The 22,699-nt window shown below is 65.4% G+C and carries 23 protein-coding genes; 13 read left to right on the top strand and 10 right to left on the bottom strand.

Translation table 11 applies throughout. The features are described from left to right. Positions 1-247: 247 nt before the first annotated feature. The 3 genes from ACVIGB_RS38220 to ACVIGB_RS38210 form a co-directional block, all read right to left on the bottom strand. A complete protein-coding gene (locus ACVIGB_RS38220) occupies positions 248-682 on the bottom strand; it encodes a DUF5413 family protein (protein ID WP_456718812.1) in 435 nt (144 codons plus the stop codon). Positions 683-875: 193 nt separating this feature from the next. Next, positions 876-2,444, bottom strand: coding sequence for a hypothetical protein (locus ACVIGB_RS38215; RefSeq protein WP_456718813.1), 1,569 nt, complete (start codon positions 2,442-2,444; stop codon positions 876-878). 35 nt (positions 2,445-2,479) lie between these two features. Next, positions 2,480-3,772: an adenylosuccinate synthase gene (locus ACVIGB_RS38210; protein ID WP_092117316.1), complete on the bottom strand. Its 1,293-nt coding sequence runs from the start codon at positions 3,770-3,772 to the stop codon at positions 2,480-2,482. Positions 3,773-4,121: 349 nt separating this feature from the next. Here ACVIGB_RS38210 and ybaK point away from each other — a divergent pair, with 349 nt between their 5' ends. Continuing rightward, positions 4,122-4,604, top strand: a complete 483-nt coding sequence (gene ybaK / locus ACVIGB_RS38205) for a Cys-tRNA(Pro) deacylase (protein WP_212316129.1) — start codon at positions 4,122-4,124, stop codon at positions 4,602-4,604. 204 nt (positions 4,605-4,808) lie between these two features. On the opposite strand, the gene ACVIGB_RS38200 is transcribed toward ybaK, so the two are convergent. From ACVIGB_RS38200 to ACVIGB_RS38190, 3 genes are read right to left on the bottom strand one after another with little or no spacing between them, the layout of a single operon-like run. After that, positions 4,809-5,012: a hypothetical protein gene (locus ACVIGB_RS38200; RefSeq protein ID WP_375787403.1), complete on the bottom strand. Its 204-nt coding sequence runs from the start codon at positions 5,010-5,012 to the stop codon at positions 4,809-4,811. Positions 5,013-5,065: 53 nt separating this feature from the next. Beyond that, a complete protein-coding gene (locus ACVIGB_RS38195; RefSeq protein WP_456718814.1) occupies positions 5,066-6,430 on the bottom strand; it encodes a cytochrome P450 in 1,365 nt (454 codons plus the stop codon). Beyond that, positions 6,390-7,046, bottom strand: coding sequence for an acyl-homoserine-lactone synthase (locus tag ACVIGB_RS38190; RefSeq protein ID WP_456718815.1), 657 nt, complete (start codon positions 7,044-7,046; stop codon positions 6,390-6,392). The genes ACVIGB_RS38195 and ACVIGB_RS38190 overlap by 41 nt, the downstream gene beginning before the upstream one ends. 79 nt (positions 7,047-7,125) lie before the next feature. On the opposite strand from ACVIGB_RS38190, the gene ACVIGB_RS38185 reads away from it, so the two are divergent. From ACVIGB_RS38185 to ACVIGB_RS38165, 5 genes are all read left to right on the top strand, one after another. Continuing rightward, positions 7,126-7,899 (top strand): LuxR family transcriptional regulator, encoded by a 774-nt coding sequence (locus ACVIGB_RS38185; RefSeq protein ID WP_456718816.1) that lies wholly within the window; start codon positions 7,126-7,128, stop codon positions 7,897-7,899. Between the two features lie 420 nt (positions 7,900-8,319). Further along, positions 8,320-8,706 carry a hypothetical protein gene (locus tag ACVIGB_RS38180; RefSeq protein WP_092117330.1) on the top strand — a complete coding sequence of 129 codons (387 nt, stop codon included), beginning with the start codon at positions 8,320-8,322 and terminating at the stop codon, positions 8,704-8,706. A gap of 290 nt (positions 8,707-8,996) precedes the next feature. Further along, a complete protein-coding gene (locus ACVIGB_RS38175) occupies positions 8,997-9,926 on the top strand; it encodes a DMT family transporter (RefSeq protein WP_456718817.1) in 930 nt (309 codons plus the stop codon). A gap of 252 nt (positions 9,927-10,178) precedes the next feature. Further along, complete coding sequence (locus ACVIGB_RS38170; protein ID WP_092117334.1) at positions 10,179-10,988, top strand: MlaD family protein; 810 nt, start codon at positions 10,179-10,181, stop codon at positions 10,986-10,988. Between the two features lie 107 nt (positions 10,989-11,095). Next, positions 11,096-12,250 carry an alpha-hydroxy acid oxidase gene (locus ACVIGB_RS38165; RefSeq protein WP_456718818.1) on the top strand — a complete coding sequence of 385 codons (1,155 nt, stop codon included), beginning with the start codon at positions 11,096-11,098 and terminating at the stop codon, positions 12,248-12,250. A 165-nt stretch (positions 12,251-12,415) separates the two neighbouring features. Here ACVIGB_RS38165 and ACVIGB_RS38160 read toward each other — a convergent pair whose 3' ends face one another. Next, positions 12,416-12,820 (bottom strand): hypothetical protein, encoded by a 405-nt coding sequence (locus ACVIGB_RS38160; RefSeq protein WP_456718819.1) that lies wholly within the window; start codon positions 12,818-12,820, stop codon positions 12,416-12,418. Positions 12,821-12,894: 74 nt separating this feature from the next. On the opposite strand from ACVIGB_RS38160, the gene ACVIGB_RS38155 reads away from it, so the two are divergent. Next, positions 12,895-13,512, top strand: a complete 618-nt coding sequence (locus ACVIGB_RS38155; RefSeq protein ID WP_456718820.1) for a TetR/AcrR family transcriptional regulator — start codon at positions 12,895-12,897, stop codon at positions 13,510-13,512. 160 nt (positions 13,513-13,672) lie between these two features. Here the strand turns inward: ACVIGB_RS38155 and ACVIGB_RS38150 are convergent, their stop codons facing one another. Further along, a complete protein-coding gene (locus ACVIGB_RS38150) occupies positions 13,673-14,074 on the bottom strand; it encodes a DUF1330 domain-containing protein (protein ID WP_050403288.1) in 402 nt (133 codons plus the stop codon). Positions 14,075-14,207: 133 nt separating this feature from the next. Between ACVIGB_RS38150 and ACVIGB_RS38145 the strand changes: the two genes are divergently transcribed. Continuing rightward, positions 14,208-15,053: a metal-dependent phosphohydrolase gene (locus ACVIGB_RS38145; RefSeq protein ID WP_456718821.1), complete on the top strand. Its 846-nt coding sequence runs from the start codon at positions 14,208-14,210 to the stop codon at positions 15,051-15,053. A 292-nt stretch (positions 15,054-15,345) separates the two neighbouring features. Further along, positions 15,346-16,305, top strand: coding sequence for a DMT family transporter (locus tag ACVIGB_RS38140; RefSeq protein WP_456718822.1), 960 nt, complete (start codon positions 15,346-15,348; stop codon positions 16,303-16,305). Positions 16,306-16,419: 114 nt separating this feature from the next. On the opposite strand, the gene ACVIGB_RS38135 is transcribed toward ACVIGB_RS38140, so the two are convergent. Then, complete coding sequence (locus ACVIGB_RS38135) at positions 16,420-17,376, bottom strand: LysR family transcriptional regulator (protein ID WP_456718823.1); 957 nt, start codon at positions 17,374-17,376, stop codon at positions 16,420-16,422. A gap of 135 nt (positions 17,377-17,511) precedes the next feature. Between ACVIGB_RS38135 and ACVIGB_RS38130 the strand changes: the two genes are divergently transcribed. Continuing rightward, complete coding sequence (locus ACVIGB_RS38130) at positions 17,512-17,895, top strand: nuclear transport factor 2 family protein (RefSeq protein WP_456718824.1); 384 nt, start codon at positions 17,512-17,514, stop codon at positions 17,893-17,895. A gap of 263 nt (positions 17,896-18,158) precedes the next feature. Here the strand turns inward: ACVIGB_RS38130 and ACVIGB_RS38125 are convergent, their stop codons facing one another. Continuing rightward, positions 18,159-19,844 (bottom strand): methyl-accepting chemotaxis protein, encoded by a 1,686-nt coding sequence (locus ACVIGB_RS38125; protein WP_092117350.1) that lies wholly within the window; start codon positions 19,842-19,844, stop codon positions 18,159-18,161. A gap of 269 nt (positions 19,845-20,113) precedes the next feature. On the opposite strand from ACVIGB_RS38125, the gene ACVIGB_RS38120 reads away from it, so the two are divergent. The 3 genes from ACVIGB_RS38120 (at position 20,114) to ACVIGB_RS38110 (ending at position 22,650) form a co-directional block, all read left to right on the top strand. Next, positions 20,114-21,010 (top strand): C-terminal binding protein, encoded by an 897-nt coding sequence (locus tag ACVIGB_RS38120; RefSeq protein WP_456749280.1) that lies wholly within the window; start codon positions 20,114-20,116, stop codon positions 21,008-21,010. Then, a complete protein-coding gene (locus tag ACVIGB_RS38115; RefSeq protein ID WP_456749279.1) occupies positions 20,913-21,158 on the top strand; it encodes a hypothetical protein in 246 nt (81 codons plus the stop codon). Before ACVIGB_RS38120 ends, ACVIGB_RS38115 begins: the two co-directional genes overlap by 98 nt. 145 nt (positions 21,159-21,303) lie before the next feature. Further along, a complete protein-coding gene (locus ACVIGB_RS38110; RefSeq protein WP_456718825.1) occupies positions 21,304-22,650 on the top strand; it encodes an ABC transporter substrate-binding protein in 1,347 nt (448 codons plus the stop codon). Positions 22,651-22,699: the final 49 nt, after the last annotated feature.

Here is a 22,699-nt window from a genome sequence, read left to right as displayed (position 1 = left end):
CCATGTGACATTTGGACTACGCTGACATGACGTCCATATGACAGTTCCATGAAAGGCAATGCGGCCGGCTTGCGGCCGGCGCCTAATCCATTGACAAGACTACCATAGTAGCGCGCCCCGTCGCTCGCCGTGCGTTAGACACGGCTTCCTGTCCGGCTGCGATGCGCTGATTGCGTCGACCGGCCAGATATCGCCGATCACGTCGAAGCTGACGATTTCTGCTTTTCGGCAGGCAACCCGTAGTGCCCTAATGCTGGGATGCGGGCGTCGCCGGCACGTGCTGCTCTTCGGCATATTTGTGCGCCAGCCAGGACGTGATCACGCCTGGGATGAAGCCGACCAGCCCGTAGAGGATGAACTGCACGGCGCCGCTTTCGGAGCCGTGCGAGGCGTAGGTCAGCGCCGCGCCGACGAACGCCACGAGACCTACGATCAGCATCCGTACCGTCGGCGTGATCCGCCGCATGTGCATCAGGATGTCGTCGACCGCGCCGAACATCAGCGACGGCACGATGCCGAACAGATAATTGTATTGCAGCGACTTCACGAACACGACGAGGAGCTTCGTCACCTCGCCGCCATTGGTCTCGGTCCAGTAGCCGGACTGATAGGTGGTCATGAGCAGCAGCAGGAAACCGCCGATGAACGGCCCGATGGCTGCGAAGATCAGATAGCGTTTCATGGCGTGCCCCTGCCCGACATCAGGCGAGTGTAACGCAGTCACGCGACGGTTCTAGGGAAAATCGAAAGCGCCCGGTAATGTTCCGGGATCATCGCGTCGATGCGCTGCAACAGCCGGACTTCGCTGCGATACGGAATCGCCCGGACTCAGCCGGGCGATGAGATCGTGAGTACCGAGGTGAGCGCTGAAGCTGTTACTCACCCCACGCGGCGAACGCGTCGTTGAAGGCGCGCTCGCCGGGGGCGCCCTTTTCGATCGCGATGATGGCGCGCCGCTGGTTGGTGTAGACCAGCGGCACGTCGAACCAGGAGCGCTCCTTCAAGAGCTGCAAATTGCGCGAGCGGTCGGCGTCGACGTTGGAGAGGCCGACGAGGAAGAAGCCGTCGGTGACCTTGACCGCGAGCCCGGCCAGCGGCGTGCCGCGCGCCTGCTCGTTGGACTTCATCAGGATGCCGGGCACGTTGCCGACGCCGCCATTGGCGAAGTCCTGCGGCAGGATGAAGGTCAATTCCGCGGTATGGCTCGCCGGCAGCGATGAATCGGTGTTGCGGCGGAACGACATCGTCATCTTGAACTTGCGATCGGGGATGTCGATATCGGCGCGCACGGCGATGTCGGGCTTCTGGTTGCCCGAGCCCTTGACCTGCTCGGTGCGCCAGACCACCGAACCGACATATTGCTTGCCCTTCGGATCCGACGGGTCCTCGTCATAGAGCACCACGCGCTGCGCCACCGGAGCGACCGGCTCGCCGGACGACGACGGCTGGCCGACGCGGTCGGTGATCTTCTTGCTCGAAGGCGTTGCCGTGGCGTCCTTGGGCGCCTCGACGGGGGCCGAGGATTTGAACAGGCTGCTGACGAGGGTGGCGGCCTGCTGATGGAACAGAAAGCCGGTGCCGACCAGGATCAGCAGGATGCCGATCGCGATCGCGGTCTTGAACGGGAACATCGAACCGACACGCGGCCGCTTCGGCTCGCGCTCGGCATTGCTGACACGCGCGCGTGGCGGCGGCGCCTGGGGCGGCTGCGGGGCGTAGCGCTCCGCCTCCTCGACCGACTCGTCGTAGGAATACGGCGCCTCGGGATCGCCGCCGCGATTTTCGAGGCTCGGCTCGAGCCGGTCGAATTCCGGTGAGGGCGACGGCACGTTGGCGTAGGTCTTGCGCGCGTTGCGGCTGGCTTGCGCCGCGGCACGGCCGAGATCGTCGGCGTCGGCGGTGATGTCGCGGAAGCCGCGCACACCCGGGGCGGCCGGCGGCGTCGGGGGGGCGCCTTCGGGGCCACGGCGCTGCGCAGCCGGCCGGGCGGGCGTCGCCTGGGTATCGCTGCCGGCAGGGGCCTGCGGCCGCGGCGGGGCCGGCGGCGGCGCATCGGGGCGCAAATTGCGCGGCGGGCGCGGTTCGGCCGGCGGCCGCGGGCGCGCGGCATTGTCGGCGGGATTGGCCTCGGGCGGCCTTGCACTTGCCTCCGGCGGCCTTGGATTGGCCCGGCGCAGCGGGTCGCTGCTGCGGGCCGCCCCGCCGCCCGGGCGCGAGGCCTCGCGAGCGCGCTGCGCGGCCTCGGACTCGACCTTGCGGACCGCCTCTTCCAGCGACAGCCGCTCGCGGGTGATCTCGGATTCGGAGAGCGGCGGCTGCACGCCGCGGAGCTGCTGGATCAATGCCGTCCGCGCCCGCGCATACAGCGCACGGCGGGCTTCGCCGGGGGCGTTGGGGTCCAGTCCGGCAATGGCACGGGCGATCAGCGGGTAGTAGTCAGCCATTTCCACACAATTGGTGGGATATAGGTAATATCCCGTTAAGCCTCGAACGGATTCTGTACCAGAATAGTATCTTCACGTTCCGGACTGGTGGAAAGCAGGGTGACCGGGCACCCCACCAGCTCCTCGACCCGGCGGACATACTTGATGGCCTGGGCCGGCAGGTCCGCCCAAGACCGCGCATTGGCGGTCGGCTGCTTCCAGCCCTCGATGATCTCATAGATCGGCTCGATGCGGGCCTGCGCGCCCTCGCCCGCCGGCAGGTGGTCGATTTCCTTGCCGTCGAGCTTGTAGCCGATGCAGACCTTGATGCTGTCGAACCCGTCGAGAATATCGAGCTTGGTCAGCGCCAGCCCGGCAATTCCGCAGGTACGGACGGTCTGCCGCACCAGCATGGCGTCGAACCAGCCAACCCGGCGCTTGCGCCCGGTGTTGACGCCAAATTCCTTGCCGCGGCGGCCGATTTCCTCGCCGATCTCGTCGTTCAGCTCGGTCGGGAACGGACCCTGGCCGACCCGGGTGGTGTAGGCCTTGCAGATGCCGAGCACATAGCCGACCGCGCCCGGACCCATGCCGGTGCCGGTCGCGGCCTGCGCCGCCACCGTGTTGGACGACGTCACATAAGGATAGGTGCCGTGGTCGACGTCGAGCAGCGCGCCCTGCGCGCCCTCGAACAGGATGCGCTTGCCCTCGCGGCGCTTGATATCCAGCAGCCGCCACACCGTCTCGGCATAGGGCAGCAGTTTCGGCGCGAACGCCGTCAGTTCGGCGAGAATCCCCTTGCCGTCGATCTCCGCCAGATTGTTGCCGCGGCGCAGCGCATTGTGGTGCGCCAGCAGGCGTTCGATCTTGTGCGGCAGGGTGTCGAGATCGGCGAGATCCATCAGGCGGATGGCGCGGCGGCCGACCTTGTCCTCATAGGCCGGGCCGATGCCGCGGCGGGTGGTGCCGATCGAGGTGACGGCGTTGGAGGATTCGCGCAGCGAGTCGAGCTCGCGATGCAGCGGCAGGATCAGCGTGACGTTCTCGGCGATCCGCAGATTGTCCGGTCCGACCGCAACGCCCTGCCCCCTCAGCTTGGCGACCTCGTCGAGGAAGGCCTGCGGGTCGAACACCACGCCATTGCCGATCACCGCGAGCTTGTTCGGGCGCAGCACGCCGGAGGGCAGCAGCGCCAGCTTGTAGGTCTCGCCATTGATCACGAGCGTATGGCCGGCATTGTGGCCGCCCTGGAAGCGCACGACGATGTCGGCCTGTTCCGACAGCCAGTCGACGATCTTGCCCTTCCCTTCGTCACCCCATTGGGCGCCGACGACGACAACATTGGCCATTGCGAAGATGTTCCCTTTAGGTGTTTCAGAGACCATGATCGCGGCGAAAACGCGTCCGCCCACAGCGACCATGCATGATATGCCCAGCCCAAATCGCGGCGCCCGGCCGCGCGCATGCAAGGCGCCTACCGGATAAAGGAAGCGGGTCGGCTGCGCAAGCAAGAAGGGGGTCGTTCGCGCCTTTTAGAGGGGCGACAAGCCTTTGATATCCCCTAAAAATTCCATGCCGCGCCCGGCCGCGCCGGACTGGCGGGAATTTAATGTTGGGGTGGCCTGTCGCTGACCGTACGGCCGATTGATCGCCGGGCCCATTGCGGCGATCATTCGCCCGTATCAACCGGCCCGGACCATGCCCAATTCGACACAAGCGACGATTGCGCTGCGCAAGCTAGGCATTGCCTTCAGGCTCCACACCTATGTCTACGATTCCAGCGCCGAGAGCATCGGGCTGCAGGCGGCGGAGGCGCTCGGCGTCGACCCGAACCGCATGCTCAAGACGCTGATGGCGGAGGTCGACGGCAAGCCGGTCTGCGCCGTGGTGCCGTCCGACTGCGAGGTCAGCATGAAGAAGCTTGCCGCAGCCCTCGGCGGCAAGTCGGCCAGGATGATGCGCCCGGCCGATGCCGAGCGGCTGACCGGCTATCATGTCGGCGGCATCAGCCCGTTCGGCCAGAAAAAGAAAGTGCCGACCGCGATCGACGAGACTGCGCTCACCCATGTCACCGTGTTCGTCAATGGCGGCCAGCGCGGCCTGCAGATCGAGATCGATCCGAACGACGCCGCGCTTGCCGCCGGCGCCACGATGAAGGCGCTGGTGGCGACGCAGGACTAGAGCTTCGGTTCCGATTGAATCAGAATCGAAGCTCTAGACTCTTGTTTTGACGCGTTTTCTTCATACGAACCGGTGTCCACTTCGCGCGAAAACGCTTTAGCGCTTCGGTTCCGATTGAATCAAAACCGAAGCTCCGGCTTCTTGCTTTAGCGCGTTTGCTTCACGCGAACCGGTGCCCACTTCGCTCGAAATCGCTCCGCGCGATCAATGCGAGGGCTTGTCCCTGTTGAACTCCGCGCCAACGTAGTCGGACAGGCCGGACAATTCCTCTGCCGAAATATCGTTGACGTTGAGCCTGAGCTGCATGATCGCGAGGTCGAGCAGATGTGCGGCGAAGGTCGCGCCGGCCGCCGTCACGATGCTGCGCTGCTCGATCAACACCGCGATGACGTCGCGCAAGCTGCGCATTTGCACTTGATCCATGGCCCTTTGCCCGATGCTGGCCGTCGTGATGTGTGTTGTCATTGGGATACCGATTGTAATGTGCTGATGGACGCCGCGCTGGCGGATGAAATGTATGGCAGCCGCTCGGCTTCCTCGCCGAGATGCAGGATGCGCGATGGCAACTCGCGGACTTCGATCTCGATCGTCATCGGCGGCGGAATCAGCGTCACCGAGGCTTTCGGCCAGGGCGCCGGATTCGGGCTGACGGCGGTGAAGCGATAGGCGGCGGCGATCTCGAGCGCGAGCAATTGCAACTCGAGCATCGCAACCCCCATCCCGGCGCAGGCGCGCGGGCCGGCGCCGAACGGGATATAGGCGTCGGTGTTGTAGCGCCGCGTCATCAGGAAGCGGTCGGGATCGGGGAATTGCCTGGGATCGCGCTGCAATTGCCAGGGACAGATCAACAGCGAGGTGCCGACCTTGAGGTCGCGCCCGCCGATCGTCACCGGCTGCATCACCTCGCGCGAGAACCACCAGGCGCTGGGATAGAGCCGGCAAACCTCCTTGACCAACGTCGCGCTCAGATTGGCGCGCTTCACCGCGTCAAGCCGCAGCTCGCCGTCGTCGCCAAGGCACTCCGCCGCCTCGTCGGCAATGTCGTCCATCAGGGCGGGATCGGCGGCCATCTGGTAGAACATCCACGCCGCAGTCGAACCCGTGGTGTGATGGCCGGCCAGCAGCAGTGTCAGGATCTCGTCCTCGAGATCGCGATCGCTCAGGCCGAGCGCCTCGAGATCCCGCAGCGCGCTGCTTGAGCCCGCCTTGCGGCGCAGGCGTTGCACCACCGTCGACATGGCAAGCTTGGCGCAGACCCGGTTCTGCCGGCGCCGGTACCAAGCCACCGGACCGAACGGCAATGCGCGGAACATCTCCTCGGCCAGATCGTCCTCGATCACGCCGACGGCCTGAACCAGCGCTTCCTCGTCGCCAGACGACATCACCTGGGAGCCGAAGATCGCGACGCAGATGGTCCGCAACGCCAGCATCGCGGTGACATGGTGCGGATCGAACGATCCGAGCCGCGCCAGGCTGGCGCCGACCGCGCGGATTTCGGCGCACATATGCGGCAGGAATTTCTCGACGCTGCCCTTGGCCATGTGCTTCTGCAGCACCGTCCGCCGCCGCTTGTGCTCCTCGCCGCTCAGCATCAGCGAGCTGCGGCCGAGCACCGGCGTCAGCTTCTTGATCAGCTTGCCCTTTCCGATGTCGGTCTCCGGCGCCTTGAGGATCGGGCGCAGCAGATCGGGATCGTTCACCAGAAAGACGGGCGCGGGACCGAGCCGCAGGGGCACGAGCCCCAGTTCGGCCTCGTTGCCGCGCGTCAGCAACAGACGCAGCGGGTCACGCTGGAATGCTCGAACGTCCGAGAACATGTGAGGCATCGTGAATCTCCAATTGCCGTCCAAGGTCGAGGAATTTGGTCAGGCCGGGATTGTCGGCGAGATCAAGCGGGATTTCTCCGGCAAGCGCCGTCAGCGGGCGGCCCATGCGATCATTGCCGATCACCTGCGGCGGGCCGTAGCGGCGGGTGCGGATGTCCATGCGGGTGAGAAAGCGCTCGTAGGAAAGGTCGGCGAGCGCCACTAGCGCCGCCGCCTCGCGCAGCTCGGCGAAGCGGAACATCAGCGCGTAGTTGACGCGTGCCGTCCGCGACCTCGCGACACCAGGCAGCACGCCGAAACGGCTGATTTCCCAGGCGTCGCGGCGGCTCGGAAAGCGGCGCACCGCAAGCTGCGGGAACACCGACTTGGTCAGATAGGGATAGTCGGTGCGGATCGCCCGGAAGCCACCGACCAGCTCGGCGCCTGCGAACAACAGGCAGTGCTCGGTATACCAGCTGTCGAACTGATCGCGTTCGACGTCGCCGGTCGTGCTCAGAAGCCAGCCGCAATGGTCGACGAACAGCCGCTTGCGCAGCCGCAGCATCGCCCCGACATGCGCCGGATCAAGCTCTTCCCTGGTGATGAGTGCATGATATCCGTCCAATGAATGCGGCATTATCCTTTCCTCCAAATGCGGAACATCTGGAACGAAAGGGGCCAAATGTGGTACCCCCGGAAACCGGGGGTTTTAGTCAATGGGCCTGGTAGACGCGATTTCAACCATCGAGGCGTCGGATACCATCGACGAGCTCAGCTCGTCATTGCACCGTGTCATCCAGAACTACGGCTTCTCCGGCTTCGCCTTTGTCGATGCCGGCCGGCCCGACCTTGATCTGCCCTATCACGTCGGCACCTTTCCCGACGCCTGGAAGCGGGCGTATGTGCAGAACGAGTTCGTCCATGCCGACCCGGCGCTGGCGCGGTCGCGACGCACCAACACGCCATTCAGCTGGAGCAGCCTGAAGCTGCCGGAGCGAAGCGGACACAAGCGGGCGCCCGAGGTCAAGACGATGGATGCCGCCCGCGAGTTCGGATTCAAGGACGGCTTCGTGGTGCCTTTCCATTATCGCGACCGGCTCGGCGCGGTGCATTCGAGCTCGACGGTGTTCTTCTGGGAAGACCAGCCGCGCGACTTCGACAAGCTGTTCGTCTGCCATCGGCATGAACTGCATCTGTTGATGATCTACTGGGTGCAGCGCGCGATGGACATCGTCAACCGCGACCAGCGCAGCGCGCCGACCATCCTGAAGCCCGCCGACGCCGCCGAGACCATCAAGCTGACGGGACGGGAGAAGGAAGTGATCGCCTGGGCGGCGCGCGGCAAGACCGTGGCCGACACCGCGCAGATCCTCGGTATTTCGCCGGAGACGGTGGAAGGCTTCATCAAGCAGGCGCTGCGCAAGCTCGAGGCCTCCAACAAGACGCACGGGGTGGCGAAGAGCATCGCGCTCGGGATCATCGACCTGTGAGCGGCGCCGCGCGGCCGTCGCGGCGCTCCGAGGTCTGCTTCCGTGCGCGCTGCTTTCGTGCGGCCGGTATCGCCGCGCTCGGCGGCAACGCCGCGAACTGTGGCAAGGTCACACATTCGGGTTGGATTCGCCTCAGCGATCGCCCCCAGATTGCATTCGCGTGCGATCTTGATAATAAGGCTGCGGCCCGATGACAGGGATTTCAGACCATGGGTGCGTATTGCAGTGCCCGCCTGGCGCGACTGCCGAGCTGTCGTGAAAGCACGGATCGTCCTGCACGTCGCCCGGTGCGCCGGGACCGATTGTCGATCCGGGTGATCCGTAGAAGTCCCGTCGCGACGAACCGCTGTTCCATTTGCTACCAATCATCGTCGCGGACATGCTGTCGACGGACGTAGCTGGAGATCGCCCAAGCGCACCATGAGCACATCGCAGGACGACCAGATCGATCAACTGGTGCAGGCGCGCTGGCGCGCAATCGGGCTGTCGCAGGCAGATCTCGCCGAGATCCTGTGCGCGGGGGCCTCCCTGCACAAGAACGGCGTGGACGGCACCGTCAAAATCGAAACCGGGCGCCTCGCGACGGTCGCCGAGATGCTCGGGATCGCCGCCGACATCCTCAATCGCCGGCCCGCCGCCACAGCGCACACACAAGGCGGCCAAGCGTCGGAATCGCTGCAATCCCTGCTCGAGCTGCGCATGCTGCGGGTGTTCCGCGACGTCAAGGATCCCGACACCAAGCGGATCCTGATCGAGCTCGCCGAGCAGATCGTCAAGCGCCAGACCACGCCGCCGGAGACCGGCTAGAGCATGATCCGGAAAAGTGCGAAGGGGTTTTCCCTCGCGACAAACGCGGAACGCGTTTGCGCGGCGATCATGCTCAAACAAGAGGCTTGCGGCGGATCGGCGTGTGCCGACCGGCCTGGCAAGGCGCCGTCGCGCCTTTCGTAAGGGGCCTTCGCGCATGGTCGCGATGCGTCGATCACCATTGATAGAATAGCGGAATCCGTGTCTGTGACAGGGTGCCGGGGCGATCCATACCGGCCCGGCGACGGCCGGGCGGGCGGGCCGCGGCGTCGTGAACCCGGGCCCTTCGCATGTCTGCCACCGATTCCACCACAACGCCTGCGTCCGGCTCCTGGATCGCCAACCAGCCATATCTGCTGCTCTGCATCACCGCGATGTGCTGGGCCGGCAATGCGATCGTCGGCCGGCTCGCCGCCGGCCATATTCCGCCGGTGACGCTGTCGTTCCTGCGCTGGTTCGTGGCGTTCCTGATCATCCTGCCGTTTGCCTGGAAGCACCTCGCCAGCGACTGGCCTGCGATCCGCAAGAATCTCGGCATCATGATGCTGCTGTCGATGACCGGCATCAGCGCCTTCAACACGCTGCAATACTGGGCGCTCGAGCACACCCAGGCGCTCAACACGCTGCTGCTGCAATCCTCCGTGCCGCTGATGGTCGCGCTGTGGTCGCTGATCCTGCTCGGCGCACGGCTGACGCTGGCGCAGCTCTGCGGCGTGTTGCTGTCGCTCGCCGGCGTGCTGGTGATCCTGCTGCACGGCGATCTCACGACGCTGTCGAAGATCGAGTTCAACAAGGGCGACCTGATCTTCATCGCCGCGCTGGTGATCTTCGCGCTGTACTCGGTGCTGACCCTGAAGCGGCCCAAGATCCACGGGCTGTCGGTCGCGGCCTTCACCTTCGGCTGCGGCGCGCTGTTCCTGATCCCGTTCCTGATCTGGGAACTCGGCACGCGTCCGGTGATGCAGCTCACCACCAGCAATCTGCTGTCGCTGTTCTATGTCGCGGTATTCCCCTCGACGGTGGCCTATCTGTGCTTCAACCGCGGTGTGCAGCTGATCGGCGCCAACCGCGCCGCGCCGTTCTTCCACATGGTTCCGGTGTTCGGCACCATCATGTCGATCGTGTTCATCGGCGAGCATCCGCAGGCGTTCCATTTCATCGGCTTCGCGCTGGTGCTGGCCGGCGTCTTCGCGGCGTCGCGGAGGCAGTCGGCGGCGTGAGCGTCAGCGAGGAGCTCTACCGTTCCCTCTCCCCGTTCTTACGGGGAGAGGGTTAGGGTGAGGGGCTCGTTCCACAGCAACGGTGAGAGATGAATCTGCGGAGGCTCCCCCTCACCCGGATCGCATTCCGCTGCGCTGCATGCGATCCGACCTCTCCCCGCAAGCGGGGCGAGGTAAGAGGACAGGCGCGGTGACTATCGGCGGCAAATCCGCTATCTCTTGAGGTCTGCTTCGCGGACAGGTCCCCAACGCATGGCGCGCGCCAGCAATCTCGTGATCGGCACCCTGACGCTGGCTTTGATCGCCGGCTCGCTCGGCGGCTGGCTGGGCTATCAGCGCTATGCCGGCATCAAGCGGATGGTGCCGTTCCGCGTCGTGTTCGAGGGCTCGGCCTCCGGCCTGCGCCGCGGCGGCAGCGTCAACTTCGCCGGCGTGCGGATCGGCGAAGTGGTCTCGATCAGGCTCGACCGTCACCGCGTGGTGGCGATGACGCGGATCGAGGGCAACGCCCCGATCAAGAAGGACACCCAGGTCGGCCTCGAATTCCAGGGCCTCACCGGGATCGCCTCGATCTCCTTCACCGGCGGCACCGACGATGCTCCGCCGCCTGCGCTCGGCGCCGACGGCATTCCGGAACTGACCGCCGACGCCGAAGGCACGATGGGCATCCAGGAGAAACTGCGGGTCGCGCTGCGCAATGTCGACCGCGTCATCACCGAGAACGAGGCCGACATCAAGGACTCGCTGCTCGGGCTCGAGAACTTCACCAACTCGCTGTCCGGCAATGGCGAGCTGATCGCGGGCTTCATCGATGCCGCCGAGGACGGCGTCGACGCGGTCGACAGCAAGTTGACGTCCGCCGACAAGTTCCTGAAGAGCTTCGGCAGCGACAAATATGGCGGCGAGCTGCTGCCGACCGTGATCTCGCTGCGCGAGCTGATCCAGAGTTTTGACAAGAAATCCGGCGCCATGATCGCCGAAACCCGCAGGACGCTCAGCGACGTCAGCCAGTCGGTCAACAAGTTCAACGAAAAAATTGTCGGGCGCGGCGGCAGGCGCTAGCCTCGCGTTCCAGCCAAGAACCAAGAACAACGGAAACACTCGACGTGCACGACCGGACCGCAGCCCCTTCCCCGACTCCCGCAACCGTCAACCGCGCGGCGAGCGCCGTGCCCCGGCATTTGCGGCGCTATCTCACGCTCGACGATTTCGAGCCGCAGGCGCGGCGGCTGCTGCCGAAATTCCTCTACGGCTACATCTCCGGCGGCGCCGAGACCGACGCGGCGCGGTCAGACAATCGCCGGGCATTCGACGAATACGGCTTCGTGCCGCGCGTGCTGAAGGACGTCTCCGGCCGCGACCAGACCACGACGCTGTTCGGCAAGAGCTACGCCTCGCCGTTCGGGATTCCGCCGATGGGCTCGTCGGCGCTGTGCGCCTATCGCGGCGACATCGTGCTGGCGCGCGCCGCGGCCGCGGCCAACGTCCCGATGATCCTCTCGGCCTCCTCGCTGATCACCCTGGAGGACGTCCGCGCCGCCAATCAGCAGGCCTGGTACCAGGCCTATCTCGCCGGGCTCGACGAGCGGATCGAGCCGCTGGTCGATCGCGTCGCGACGGCCGGCTACGACACCTTCGTCGTCACCGCCGATGTGCCGGTGCCGCCCAACCGCGAGAACAACATCCGCAACGGCTTCCAGGTGCCGCTCGAGATCACGCCGCGGGTGTTCTGGGACACCATCACCCATCCGGACTGGCTGCTGAACACCTGGGCACGCACGGTGTTCAATTACGGCATGCCGCATTTCGAGAACATGGACGCCAAGCGGGGCCCGCCGGTGCTGTCCAAGAATTTGATGCGCAACATCGGCAGCCGCGACCAGCTCGCCTGGAAACACGTCGAGCTGATCCGCAAGCGCTGGCGCGGCAAGCTCGTGATCAAGGGGCTGATCTCGCCGGAGGACGCCCGGCTGGCGCGCGAGCACGGCTGCGACGGCGTGATGGTTTCCAACCATGGCGGCCGCCAGCTCGACCATACCGTCTCCGCGCTGCGCACGCTGCCGGAGATCGCGGCGCAGAAGGGCAGCATGACCGTCATGATGGACGGCGGCATCCGCCGCGGCACCGACGTGATCAAGGCGCTCGCGCTCGGTGCGGATTTCGTCTGGATCGGCCGCCCGTTCCTCTATGGCGCGGTGGTCGCGGGCGAAGCCGGCGTCGCGCGCGCGATCTCGCTGCTGCACGCCGAGATCGACCGCGACCTCGCGCTGCTCGGCATCCGCAGCCTGAAGGAGATCACCCCGGAGCTGGTGCGGAAATATTAGAGCGGGTTGCATCCGCAACAGGACTACGCCCCTCTCCCGCTTGCGGGGAGGGTTGGGGTGGGGGTGCTTCCGCATGCGAGAGAGTTATTGAGTAGATAGAGCCCCCACCCGCTGCGCCCTTCGGGCACAGCGACCTCCCCCGCAAGCGGGAGAGGTAAGAAGCGGTCAGGCGTAGCGCGCAGCGCCCATGCAGAGCGCGGTGATCGCGAGCAGCCCGGCCGCGATGCGCTGAGCGATCGCGAGCCGCGAACGTGCGGCTGACGGTTCGGCCGCGCCATTGCGCAACTGCCTGATGGCGCCGCCGCCGACGATGATCTGCACCGCAATGGCGGCCAGCGCGGCGAGCGCGCCGCCTGCCAGGATCTGCTCCGACAGCGCGAACGAACCTTCATGGACCAGGCGCCAGAGCGTGGCGCCGGTCACGATCGCAACCGTCGCCGCGCCGATTTGGGGAACCAGCAGCTTCTCGCCACCGAGGCCGCCGGTACGCGCCAACGTGAAGCTGGAGCCGGCCCAAAACACCGATGACAGGACGTGAAGGGACAGGGCTATGATGAGGACGGTCTGCATGATCTCGCTCCAAAGGGCATTGGAAATTAGATATACATAATGTATAGTCAATCTGACGAAAGCAAGGCCAGCCGATGCCGCCGCGCAGTTACGTGAGCCCGGCGCGCAGCGCCGCCGCCGCCGAGACCCGGGAGCGCGTGATCGAGGCCGCCTCGCGCACGCTGCGCGAAGGCGAGAGCATTGCGCGCTTCTCGCTGGATACGGTGGCGAAGGCCGCCGGCGTGACGCGGTTGACGGTCTATAATCAGTTCGGCTCGCGGCGCGGACTGCTCGAAGCCGTGTTCGACGAGATCGCGCGCCATGGCGGGCTGCATCAGCTCGCCGACGCCATGGCGATGGCCGATCCGCGCGCCGCGCTCGACCGCATGGTCGAGATCTTCTGCGGCTTCTGGAGCCGCGATTCCGCGGTCGGACGCCTGCACGACGCGATGGCGACCGATCCCGAATTCGCCGAAGCCGTGCGCGAGCGCAACGAACGCCGCCGCCGCGGCGTCACCGCATTGGTCGACCGCATCGCGGGCAAGGGCGCGCCGCCGCAGGCCCGCAAGGACGCCGTCGACCTGATCTTCGCGCTGACGAGCTATCCGACCTTCGCCTCGCTGAGCGCGGGACGGTCGCGGGATGAGGTCTGCCGGGTGGTGCAGAGGGCCTGCCGCGCAGCGCTTGCTAGTCTGTCAGACCCGTCATCCTGAGGCGCGAGCGCTTGCGAGCCTCGAAGGATGAATCGGCCACAGTCGGGCCGTCGACCCTTCGAGACGCGCTTCGCGCTCCTCCAGCGACAACGGCGTAGCCGTTGCGCGGGGGTGACGGTGATATATCTGAATTTGCGGCCACCAAGGGGCACGCACACCCTCACCCCACCTTGAACTTGCTGTAGGCCTCGCGCGTCGCGATGATGACGTGCTCCTCGCAGCCGTTGCGGCGATGCGGGTCGCAGCGGGTCTCGTAGTCGGCCGAGGTCATCATGTCGAGGAAGGCCGCGACGCTCGGGTAATAAACCAGCGCGAGGTAATCCCAGCGCTGGCCGGCCGGCTCGCCCAGCGCGACCGTCTCGGCGCTGCCGGTCCAGAGCAGCGTGCCGCCGCGTGCCTTGATCATGGGGACGGTGAGCGCGCTGTAGCGCAGATAGGCATCCCAGCCCGAGCCGTCGCCATCGAGCGACCGCTGGCGAAATCGCATCAGATTGACCATCACGACCGGAGCCTCTTGATCCAGTTCGCTCAAGCCTTTGACGTTCAAGAGATCGACACCCATCCACCGGCTCCCGCCCAAAGTCGCATCAGTCCGGGCCGGGTCGGACCGGCCGCAACGATTATGTCACATCGCGGGACTACCCTGAAATGCCGGCAGGCCGTAAGCTCGTCACCCGATCTCGGAGGTCAATGCCGTGATGACCCTTCCCGAACTGGCGGCCGACGCGCTCGGCAAATTCCTCGGCGAATACATGCAGCGCCGGTTCGGCTCTTCGCAGACCCAGCTGGTCGAGATGGTGCCCTCGATCGCGCGGATCGCGATGGAATGCATCGGCAACAGCGACGCGCTGTATCACAATGTCGAGCACACCATGCTGGTGACCCTGGCCGGCCACGCCATCCTGCGCGGCCGCGCGCTGCACTCGCACATGAGCGCCGAGGACTATGCGCATGTCATCGTCGCCTGCCTCACCCATGACATCGGCTATGTGCGCGGGCTGTTCGATGCCGACGATCAGGACGGCTATCTGGTCGCCGCCGACGGCCGCAAGGTGATCCTGCCGCGCGGCTCATCGGATGCGGCGCTGATGTCCTATCACGTCGACCGTTCGAAGATCTTCGTGATGGAGCGGCTCAAGGGCGTCGCCCTGCTCGACAAGGAGCGCATCGCGCGCGCCATCGAGGGCACCCGCTTTCCGCAGAGCGCGCCGGACGGCAATGAGGAGTTCGGCGAGGAGGCCATCCTGCTGCGGGCCGCCGACCTGATCGGCCAGCTCGGCGATCCCCATTACATCCGCAAGGCCAACGCGCTGTACCTCGAATTCGAGGAGGCCGGACTGAACCGCCAGCTCGGCTACGATTCGCCGGCCGACCTCGTCGACCTCTATCCGCGCTTCTACTGGGACAGCGTCGCGCCGCATGTGCAAAAGGCGATCCGCCACCTCAACATCACCTCCAGCGGACGGCAATGGATCGCCAATCTCTACAGCAACGTGTTTCGCGCCGAGCGCGACATCTCGCTGTCGGGGCCGCAGAAATAGGTTGAAGGCCGCGCAGGCCGCACCCAAGAACTATCCCCGTCATCCTGAGGCGCGAGCGGAGCGAGCCTCGAAGGATGAATCGGCCACAGTCGGGCCGTGCATCCTTCGAGGCTCGCCGAAGGGGCTCGCACCTCAGGATGACGGAATTCAGTTCTGTTACTCGGATCCCCTGCGGGCGGACGACGCCTTAGCGGCGTAGCTTCCGCGTCAGATTGAGCCCGCGCGCGCATGGCTCCAATCCGCTCTTTCGTCTTGTGGCGGCGGCGGAATCGGGCACAACATCCGCCAGATAATGACCGCCTTGCCCGCCCCTGCCACAACTCCGCGATATCAGCCGCTGCACTGGCTCAACAACCAGCCCTATCTGCTGCTCAGCCTGACGTCGCTGTTCTGGGCTGCCAATATCGTGCTGGCGCGGCATGTCGGCAGCCATGTGCCGCCGGTCACGCTGACCACGATCCGCTGGTTCGGCGTGTTCCTGATCCTGTTGCCGTTCGCCTGGCCGCATCTGAAGGAGGACTGGCCGAAGCTGCGCAGGGCGCTGCCGCTGATGCTGCTGTTGTCCGCGGTCGGTTTCGCGTTCAACAACGCGATCTCCTACTGGGCGATGCAATATACCGAAGCGCTGAACGCGCTGCTGATCCAGTCGGCGGGGCCGCTGTTCGTGGCGCTGTGGTCGCTGATCCTGTTCGGCGTGCGGTTGACGCCGGCGCAGCTTGCCGGCATCGCGATCTCGCTCGCGGGCGTGCTGACTATCATCCTGCGCGGCGACTTCTCGGCGCTCGCCAGCATCAGCTTCAACCGCGGTGACATCATGTTCGGCGCCTCGCTGGTGTCGTTCGGGCTGTACTCGGCGCTGATCCCGCGGCGGCCGAAAATCCATCAGCTCTCGCTGATCTCGTTCACCACCTGCTGCGGAGCGCTGATGCTGTTGCCGGTGGCTATCTGGGAATTCGCCAACGGCGTGACGCTGAAGCTCGACGTTCTGACTTTCGCAACGCTGGGCTACACGCTGATCTTCCCGTCCACGCTCGCCTATCTGTTCTTCAATCGCGGCGTCGCATTGATCGGCCCGAACCGCGCGGCGCCGTTCTTCCATCTGGTGCCGGTGTTCGGCTCGGCGATGGCGATCCTGCTGCTCGGCGAGACGCTCGCTCCGTTCCATCTGATCGGCTACGCGCTGGTGCTCGCCGGCGTCATCATCGCTTCACGGCAAGGGTCCGCCAAAGGCTCGGCGAAACCTGCGAGCTGACGCCGAGGATATGGCTGGTGCGTTTTCGAGCGAAGTGGGCACCGGTTCGCGTGAAGAAAACGCGTCAAAGCAAGAATCCAGAGCTTCGGTTCTGATTCAATCAGAACCGAAGCTCTAGCCTACCTTGCGCAAGCCGGCGGATTTGCGTGGCGAATGTGGCTTTGTCGCCAGCGTTTCCGTGATGAAGTCGATGAACCGCCGCACCTTGGCCGGCACGTGGTTGCGCGAGGCGTAATAGACGTAGAGCGGGAAACGCTCGTCGGGCCAGTCCGGAAACAGCTCGATCAGCGCGCCGCTCCTCAGATGATCGTCGAGGCCGAGATCGATCACCTGCGCGATGCCGAAGCCGGCCAGGCAAGCGCCGAGCTTGGTTCCTGAATCGGTCACGGTGAGCCGCCCGTTGACCGCGACCGGCACGACCTCGCCGCCGCGCCAAAACTCCCAATCGAAGGGACGCCCGGTCGCCGCGTCGATGGCCAGGATGCACTGATGGTCGCGGCTCGCCAGCTCCCGCGGATCAAGCGGCCGGCCGTGTCGTTCGAGATAGATCGGCGAGGCCACGGTGAGCACGCGCGCATCGAGGACGCGGCGCGCAATCAGCGCCGACGGCGCCGGCTCGCCGAAACGCACCGCCAGATCAAAACCGTCGCTGACCAGATCCGCGATCCGGTCGCGGGTCTCGATACGCAGCTCCATGCCCGGATTCTGCAGCAGGAACTCGCTCAGCTTCGGCGACAGCACCATGCGGGAGAACAGCGGGTCGACATTGACCCGCAGCCTGCCGCGCACCGCATCGCGCGATTTCGAGGTCTCCGCCGCCGCCTCGCCGATCCCGGCCAGATGCGCGGCAACCCGCTCGACCAGCGCGCGTCCTTCCTCGGTGAGCTCGACGGCGCGGCTGGTGCGGTGAACCAGCCTGGCATCGAGGCGCGCCTCGAGCTTGGCGATTGCCTTGCTGACCCCGGATTGCGTCATGCCGAGCCGTTCGGCGGCCCGGCCAAAACTGCGCGCATCCGCCACCGCCGCGAGGACCACCAGGCCGCCAACCAGCCGACCGTCAACTTCGTCCATGCCGATGCCTCTCAGTCATCCAAGAGATGACCGCCCAGTCGTAGCACTCCGCCACCATATCGGCCACTGTCGGCGCAGATCACCGGTTCGATCCGGTGAGGTCACCGCCACATCATCCGCTACGGAGATTTTGCAATGAGCGACATCCAGGCCATCGCATCCGCGATCGATGGATATTTCAACCTGATGTATGACGTCGACGACTGCCGGTTCCGCGACGTCTTCTCCGATGCCTGCATCGTGCACGGCATCCGGGACGGCAAGCACACGGTGCGGTCGGCCGCGGAATTCCGCGACTTCATCCGCAGCCGTCCCTCGCCGGCGTCGATGGAATCGCCGCGCGAGGAGGCCATCATCAGCATCGACCAGACCGCGTCCGATCTGGCCATCGCCAAGGTGCGCGTCAGGGCCGGCCAGACCGGCTTCATCGACCATCTCGTGTTTCATCGGATCGACGGCAGGTGGCTCATCACCACCAAGGCCTTTCACGTCGCGCAGGTCTTCCCGGCGGGATCGTAGCGTCCCCCACGGCCGGTTTTTCGGAATATTAGAAATGTGACACTGATTTGCCCGACGTGTCAAGTTGGTGGTCGCACGCCGGCCGTCACCGGCCACTTTGCATGGGGTTGTTTTCGATATTTTGGCAGCGCGCCCCTGCGAAGCCTGCCAATTCCGTCATCCCCGCACAAAGGCTTCGCCTTTGTCGCTGGGATGACGGGTGCACAGTCGTGGAATGCGCTGGTGGGTTGCGCTTCGCTAGCTGACCCACCCTACGCGATCCGTTACGCCGCGCGCACCTTCTGCAGGAACTCGTCGACCGCGTTGCGGAGCATGCCGGATTGCGTGTCGAGCTCACGGGCATTCGACAGCACGTCGCCCGCCGCGGTGCCGGTGGCGGCGGCCGCGGTGGTGACGCCGCCGATATGGGCGGAGATCTCGCTCGAGCCGGCCGCAACCTGCTGAATGTTGCGCGCGATTTCGCGCGTCGCATCGCCCTGCTGGTCGATCGCGGTCGAGATCGAGGCCGTGATCTCGCTCATCTGCGCGATGGTCGCGGTGATGCCGCCGATCGATGTCACCGCTTCGCCAGTAGAGGCCTGCATCGCGGCGACCTGCGCCGAGATCTCCTCGGTCGCCTTTGCGGTCTGGTTGGCCAGCGCCTTCACCTCGGAGGCGACCACCGCGAAGCCGCGGCCGGATTCGCCGGCGCGCGCCGCCTCGATGGTGGCGTTGAGCGCGAGCAGGTTGGTCTGGGCGGCGATCGAGTGGATCAGCTTGACCACCTCGCCGATCTTCTCGGCGCCGGTGGAGAGCGCCTGCACGGTCGCATTGGTGCGCTCGGCATCGGCCACCGCCTGGCTTGCGACCTCGCTGGAACGCGCCACCTGGCGGGAGATTTCCGCAACCGAACTAGAGAGCTCCTCGGCCGCTGCGGCCACGGTGCCGACATTGTTGGAGGCAGAGTCGGAGGCAGCACCCACGGTCGCGGCCCGCGCGCTGGCGTCGCTGGCGGTTGCGGTCATCGACTGCGCCGTGGTCTGCATACCGGCGGCGGCGGAGGCCACCGTACGGACGATGCCGTTCACGCTGCGCTCGAAATCGCTCGCAAGGTCCTGCATCGCGCTGCGCCGCTCGGCAGTGGCGCGTGCCTGCGTCTCGGCCTCGGCCTGCTCGAGGCCGCGGATACGGATCGCATTGTCCTTGAAGACCTGCACGGTAGCCGCCATCCCGCCGACCTCGTCGCCACGGCCGACGCCGGGAATGTCACCGTCGAGCTTGCCGTCCGCGATGTCGCGCATGCGGGCACCAAGCAGGTTCAGCGGCCGGGAAATGCTGCGCCCGATCAGCCAGGCGACCGAACTCGAGATGACGCCGATGCCGATGATCGCGAGCCCGAGCAACCAGGCAATGGGACGCATCTTGGCGTCGATATCGTCGAGATAGGCGCCGGTGCCGAGATACATATCGAAGCCAGGCACTGCGACCGCGTAACCAAGCTTCCGGATCGGCGTCTCCTGACCAGGCTTCACGTATTCATAGAACAGCAGAATCTCGCCCTTGGCCTTCACGCCATCCATCAGCTCCTGCGACAGCTTGCGGCCATTGGTCACGACGTCCATCCGATTGGTGCCAACCTGCTTCGGATCGGGTGCCAGCACCGTGATGCCGTTGTAGTCCGTGCCGAACAGATAGCCCGAGCCGTTATCGTAGGTCATCGCGTTGCCGCGCTTGCCCAACTCGGCCAGTGCCGCTTCCTTGGTCATCTTTCCGGCGTCGACATCCTTCTTCAGGCTCGCTGCCATGTTCCTGGCCATATCGACCATGGCCTTGGCCTGGTCGATGCGCGCATTCGTCATCTCACGCTGCATCAGATTGATCGCCAGGATACCGGCCGCGCACAGGCCGAGGAGCGCGACCCCCACCAGAATGCCGAGCTTGGGGGTGATCTTCAGATTTGACAGCTTCACGGGGGTCTCCAGAAGAGGCGGGGAACGCGACGCGATTGGCGGATTGATTCCGCTCACCGTAATGTGAGACCCTTTACCTGATGGTTACGGAGGTTCCCCGTAGAAGCCCGGAGAATCGGGCCGCGGACCAACCGGCAATTGTGGAGCGAACAGCGCCGCTCGCGTAGAAGTAGGGACAGCGGTGATCCAAGCCGCGCTCCGGGAATCAAGAACATCAAGAAGCAAACCAGCAAGAAGCAAGAACAGAAGACCTCAATCGGGAGCAGACAATGTCGAAATTCAGGGTGGTGACGCCGAAGGGCGCGAGCTTCACGGTCGCCGGCGGCGGCTATGATTATGAGCGGGAGGCGCTCGATCCGATCGGCGCCGAGATCGTCGAGGCGCCGGCCAACGAGGCCGAATTCATCGCCGCGGCACGCACCGCGGACGCGATCTACGCCAAGGGCATGCCGATCACCAAGGCGGTGATCGACGCCCTTGAGAACTGCAAGGTGATCACGCTCGGCAGCGTCGGCGTCGACTCCGTCGACGTCAAGGCCGCGACCGCCCGCGGCATCCCCGTCACCAACATCCCCGATACCTTCATCGAGGAGGTCGCCGACCACGCCATGATGCTGCTGCTCGCCGGCTTCCGCCGCCTGATCGAGCAGGACAAGATGGTACGCAGCGGCCGCTGGGCCGAGGGCCGCCCGGCGCTCCTGAAGATTCCGCGGCTGATGGGCCAGACGCTCGGCTTCATCTCGTTCGGCCGCGTCGCCCGCGCGGTGGCGAAGCGCGCCGCGCCGTTCGGCCTCAGGATGGTGGCCTACGATCCCTTCATCCAGGAAACGCTGATGTACGACCACGGCGTGATTCCCTCGACGCTGTCGGAGGTGCTGTCGCAGTCTGATTTCGTCTCGATGCACGCCCCGGCGCGGCCCGAAGTGCATCACATGCTGACCGAGAAGCATTTTCGTCAGATGAAAAAATCGGCCATCTTCATCAACACCGGCCGCGGCGCCACCGTCGATGAGGAATCGCTGATCAAGGCGCTGCAAGAGGGCTGGATCGCCCACGCCCGCGCTCGACGTGCTGGAGAAGGAGCCGCCGTCGCACAACAATCCGATGCTCGGGATGGACAATGTTACCTTGACCGCCCATGTCGCCTCGGCATCGGCACGTTTTGACGAGGCGCGCAAGCGCCGGGTGGGCTACGAATTGTCACTAGTGCTGCAAGGCATGTGGCCGGTAAGCTGCGTCAACCCGTCGGTGCTGCAAGACACCGCGCTGCGCCGCTGGCAGCCCGTCAGCATGGATCGCGGTCCAAACAGCTAAGGCGGGATTGCGCTTTTCGCGCGAGGGCCCGTCTCATGCGGGCCCTTCGCGCGCGGGTGCGCCGACACCACAAGACCCTTCACCGGCGACCAACGCCGGGAAGGAACAATGACAACGAAACAATAAGAACGGGAGTGCGAACGACATGAAGTACGAGATTACGCGTCGCGACGCGCTGGCGCTGGGGGCGTCCGCGGCGGCACTGGCGGTCACCGGGGCCTCGGCGCAGGACGCGTCGAAGGTGAAGGCTGCCGACGTGGCAGCGCCGTCGCTGCCGATCGAGAAGGGCGCGACCTTGCGCATGTTGCGGCCGGTGCGCTTCGTCCAGGCCGACGAAGACGTGTTCCGCGCCAATGCAAAGCGCTTCACCGACAAGACCGGCGTCGAGGTCAAGGTCGACTTCGTCGGCTGGGAAGACATCAATCAGCAGACCGCGGTGACCTCGAACTCCGGCGCCGGTCCCGACATCATCATCGGCTTTGGCGACGCACCGCACATCTATATCGACAAGCTGATCGAACTGACCGACGTCGCCGACTATCTCGACAAGCGCTACGGCGGATGGCTGACGCTGGCGCGCCGCTACGGCATGCGCTCGAAGTCGAAGAGCTGGGTCGGCCTGCCGTTCGGCGCCTCGGGCGGCCCGCTGGTCTACCGCAAGTCGCTGGTCAATGCGGCCGGCTTCGACAAGGTGCCGGAAGACCACGCCGGCATCCTCGAACTCTGCAAGAAGCTGAAGGCGGCCGGCAAGCCGGCGGGCTTCGCGCTCGGCAACGCCGTCGGCGACGGCAACGGCTTCGCCAACTGGCTGTTGTGGTCGCACAACGCCGCGCTGCTCGATGAGGAAGGCAATATCATCATCAACAGCAAGGAGACAATCGCCGCGCTGAAATATTTGAAGGAGCTCTATCCGACCTTCATCGCCGGCACGCCGTCCTGGAACGACGTCTCCAACAACCGCGCCTACTCGTCGCAGGAGATCGGCCTGACCGCCAACGGCGTCTCGCTGTACTTCTCGCTGAAGAACGATCCCGCGACCAAGGCGGTCGCCGAGGACACCGAGCATCAGTTCCTGCCCAAGGGATTGGCATCGACCTCGCCGATGTCCGGCCTTACGCTGAATGCGATGGCGTTCAAGCACAGCCCGTATCCCAACGCAGCGAAGGCGTTCCTGCAATTCATGCTGGAGAAGGAGCAGTACGAGCCGTGGCTCAACGCCAACTCCGGCTACTGGTCGCAGCCGCTCGCGGCCTACGCCGACGCTGCGGTGTGGTCGGGCGATCCCAAGGTCGCGATCTTCAAGGACACGATGAAGAGCCCCTACTACAACGGCTACAAGGGGCCGATCTCGACCGCGACCGGCGCCGTCAACGCCGACTACGTGCTGGTGCAGATGTGCGCCTCGGTGGCGACCGACGCGGCAACGCCTGAGGCTGCCGCCGCGGAAGCCGAGCAGCGCGCCAAGCGGTACTTCCGGCGGCAGGGCCGGTAACCGCGGTCATTGAACTGCGAAACTTAATCAACCGTCATTGCAAGCGAAG

It is taken from the genome of Bradyrhizobium sp. USDA 4341, assembly GCF_054063755.1.
Note: the sequence above shows the minus strand (reverse complement) of the source record. Positions and strands in the feature narration are given on the sequence as shown.

Coding starts and splice junctions, on each gene's coding strand:
- ybaK (WP_212316129.1), top strand. CDS start 4,122: ATGCCCAATTCGACACAAGCGACGATTGCGCTGCGCAAGCTAGGCATT.
- ACVIGB_RS38195 (WP_456718814.1), bottom strand. CDS start 6,430: ATGCCTCACATGTTCTCGGACGTTCGAGCATTCCAGCGTGACCCGCTG.
- ACVIGB_RS38155 (WP_456718820.1), top strand. CDS start 12,895: ATGCCGCCGCGCAGTTACGTGAGCCCGGCGCGCAGCGCCGCCGCCGCC.
- ACVIGB_RS38215 (WP_456718813.1), bottom strand. CDS start 2,444: ATGGCTGACTACTACCCGCTGATCGCCCGTGCCATTGCCGGACTGGAC.
- ACVIGB_RS38175 (WP_456718817.1), top strand. CDS start 8,997: ATGTCTGCCACCGATTCCACCACAACGCCTGCGTCCGGCTCCTGGATC.
- ACVIGB_RS38120 (WP_456749280.1), top strand. CDS start 20,114: ATGTCGAAATTCAGGGTGGTGACGCCGAAGGGCGCGAGCTTCACGGTC.
- ACVIGB_RS38130 (WP_456718824.1), top strand. CDS start 17,512: ATGAGCGACATCCAGGCCATCGCATCCGCGATCGATGGATATTTCAAC.
- ACVIGB_RS38160 (WP_456718819.1), bottom strand. CDS start 12,820: ATGCAGACCGTCCTCATCATAGCCCTGTCCCTTCACGTCCTGTCATCG.
- ACVIGB_RS38135 (WP_456718823.1), bottom strand. CDS start 17,376: ATGGACGAAGTTGACGGTCGGCTGGTTGGCGGCCTGGTGGTCCTCGCG.
- ACVIGB_RS38190 (WP_456718815.1), bottom strand. CDS start 7,046: ATGCCGCATTCATTGGACGGATATCATGCACTCATCACCAGGGAAGAG.
- ACVIGB_RS38220 (WP_456718812.1), bottom strand. CDS start 682: ATGAAACGCTATCTGATCTTCGCAGCCATCGGGCCGTTCATCGGCGGT.
- ACVIGB_RS38140 (WP_456718822.1), top strand. CDS start 15,346: ATGACCGCCTTGCCCGCCCCTGCCACAACTCCGCGATATCAGCCGCTG.
- ACVIGB_RS38200 (WP_375787403.1), bottom strand. CDS start 5,012: ATGCGCAGCTTGCGCGACGTCATCGCGGTGTTGATCGAGCAGCGCAGC.
- ACVIGB_RS38210 (WP_092117316.1), bottom strand. CDS start 3,772: ATGGCCAATGTTGTCGTCGTCGGCGCCCAATGGGGTGACGAAGGGAAG.
- ACVIGB_RS38110 (WP_456718825.1), top strand. CDS start 21,304: ATGAAGTACGAGATTACGCGTCGCGACGCGCTGGCGCTGGGGGCGTCC.
- ACVIGB_RS38180 (WP_092117330.1), top strand. CDS start 8,320: ATGAGCACATCGCAGGACGACCAGATCGATCAACTGGTGCAGGCGCGC.
- ACVIGB_RS38185 (WP_456718816.1), top strand. CDS start 7,126: ATGGGCCTGGTAGACGCGATTTCAACCATCGAGGCGTCGGATACCATC.
- ACVIGB_RS38150 (WP_050403288.1), bottom strand. CDS start 14,074: ATGGGTGTCGATCTCTTGAACGTCAAAGGCTTGAGCGAACTGGATCAA.
- ACVIGB_RS38170 (WP_092117334.1), top strand. CDS start 10,179: ATGGCGCGCGCCAGCAATCTCGTGATCGGCACCCTGACGCTGGCTTTG.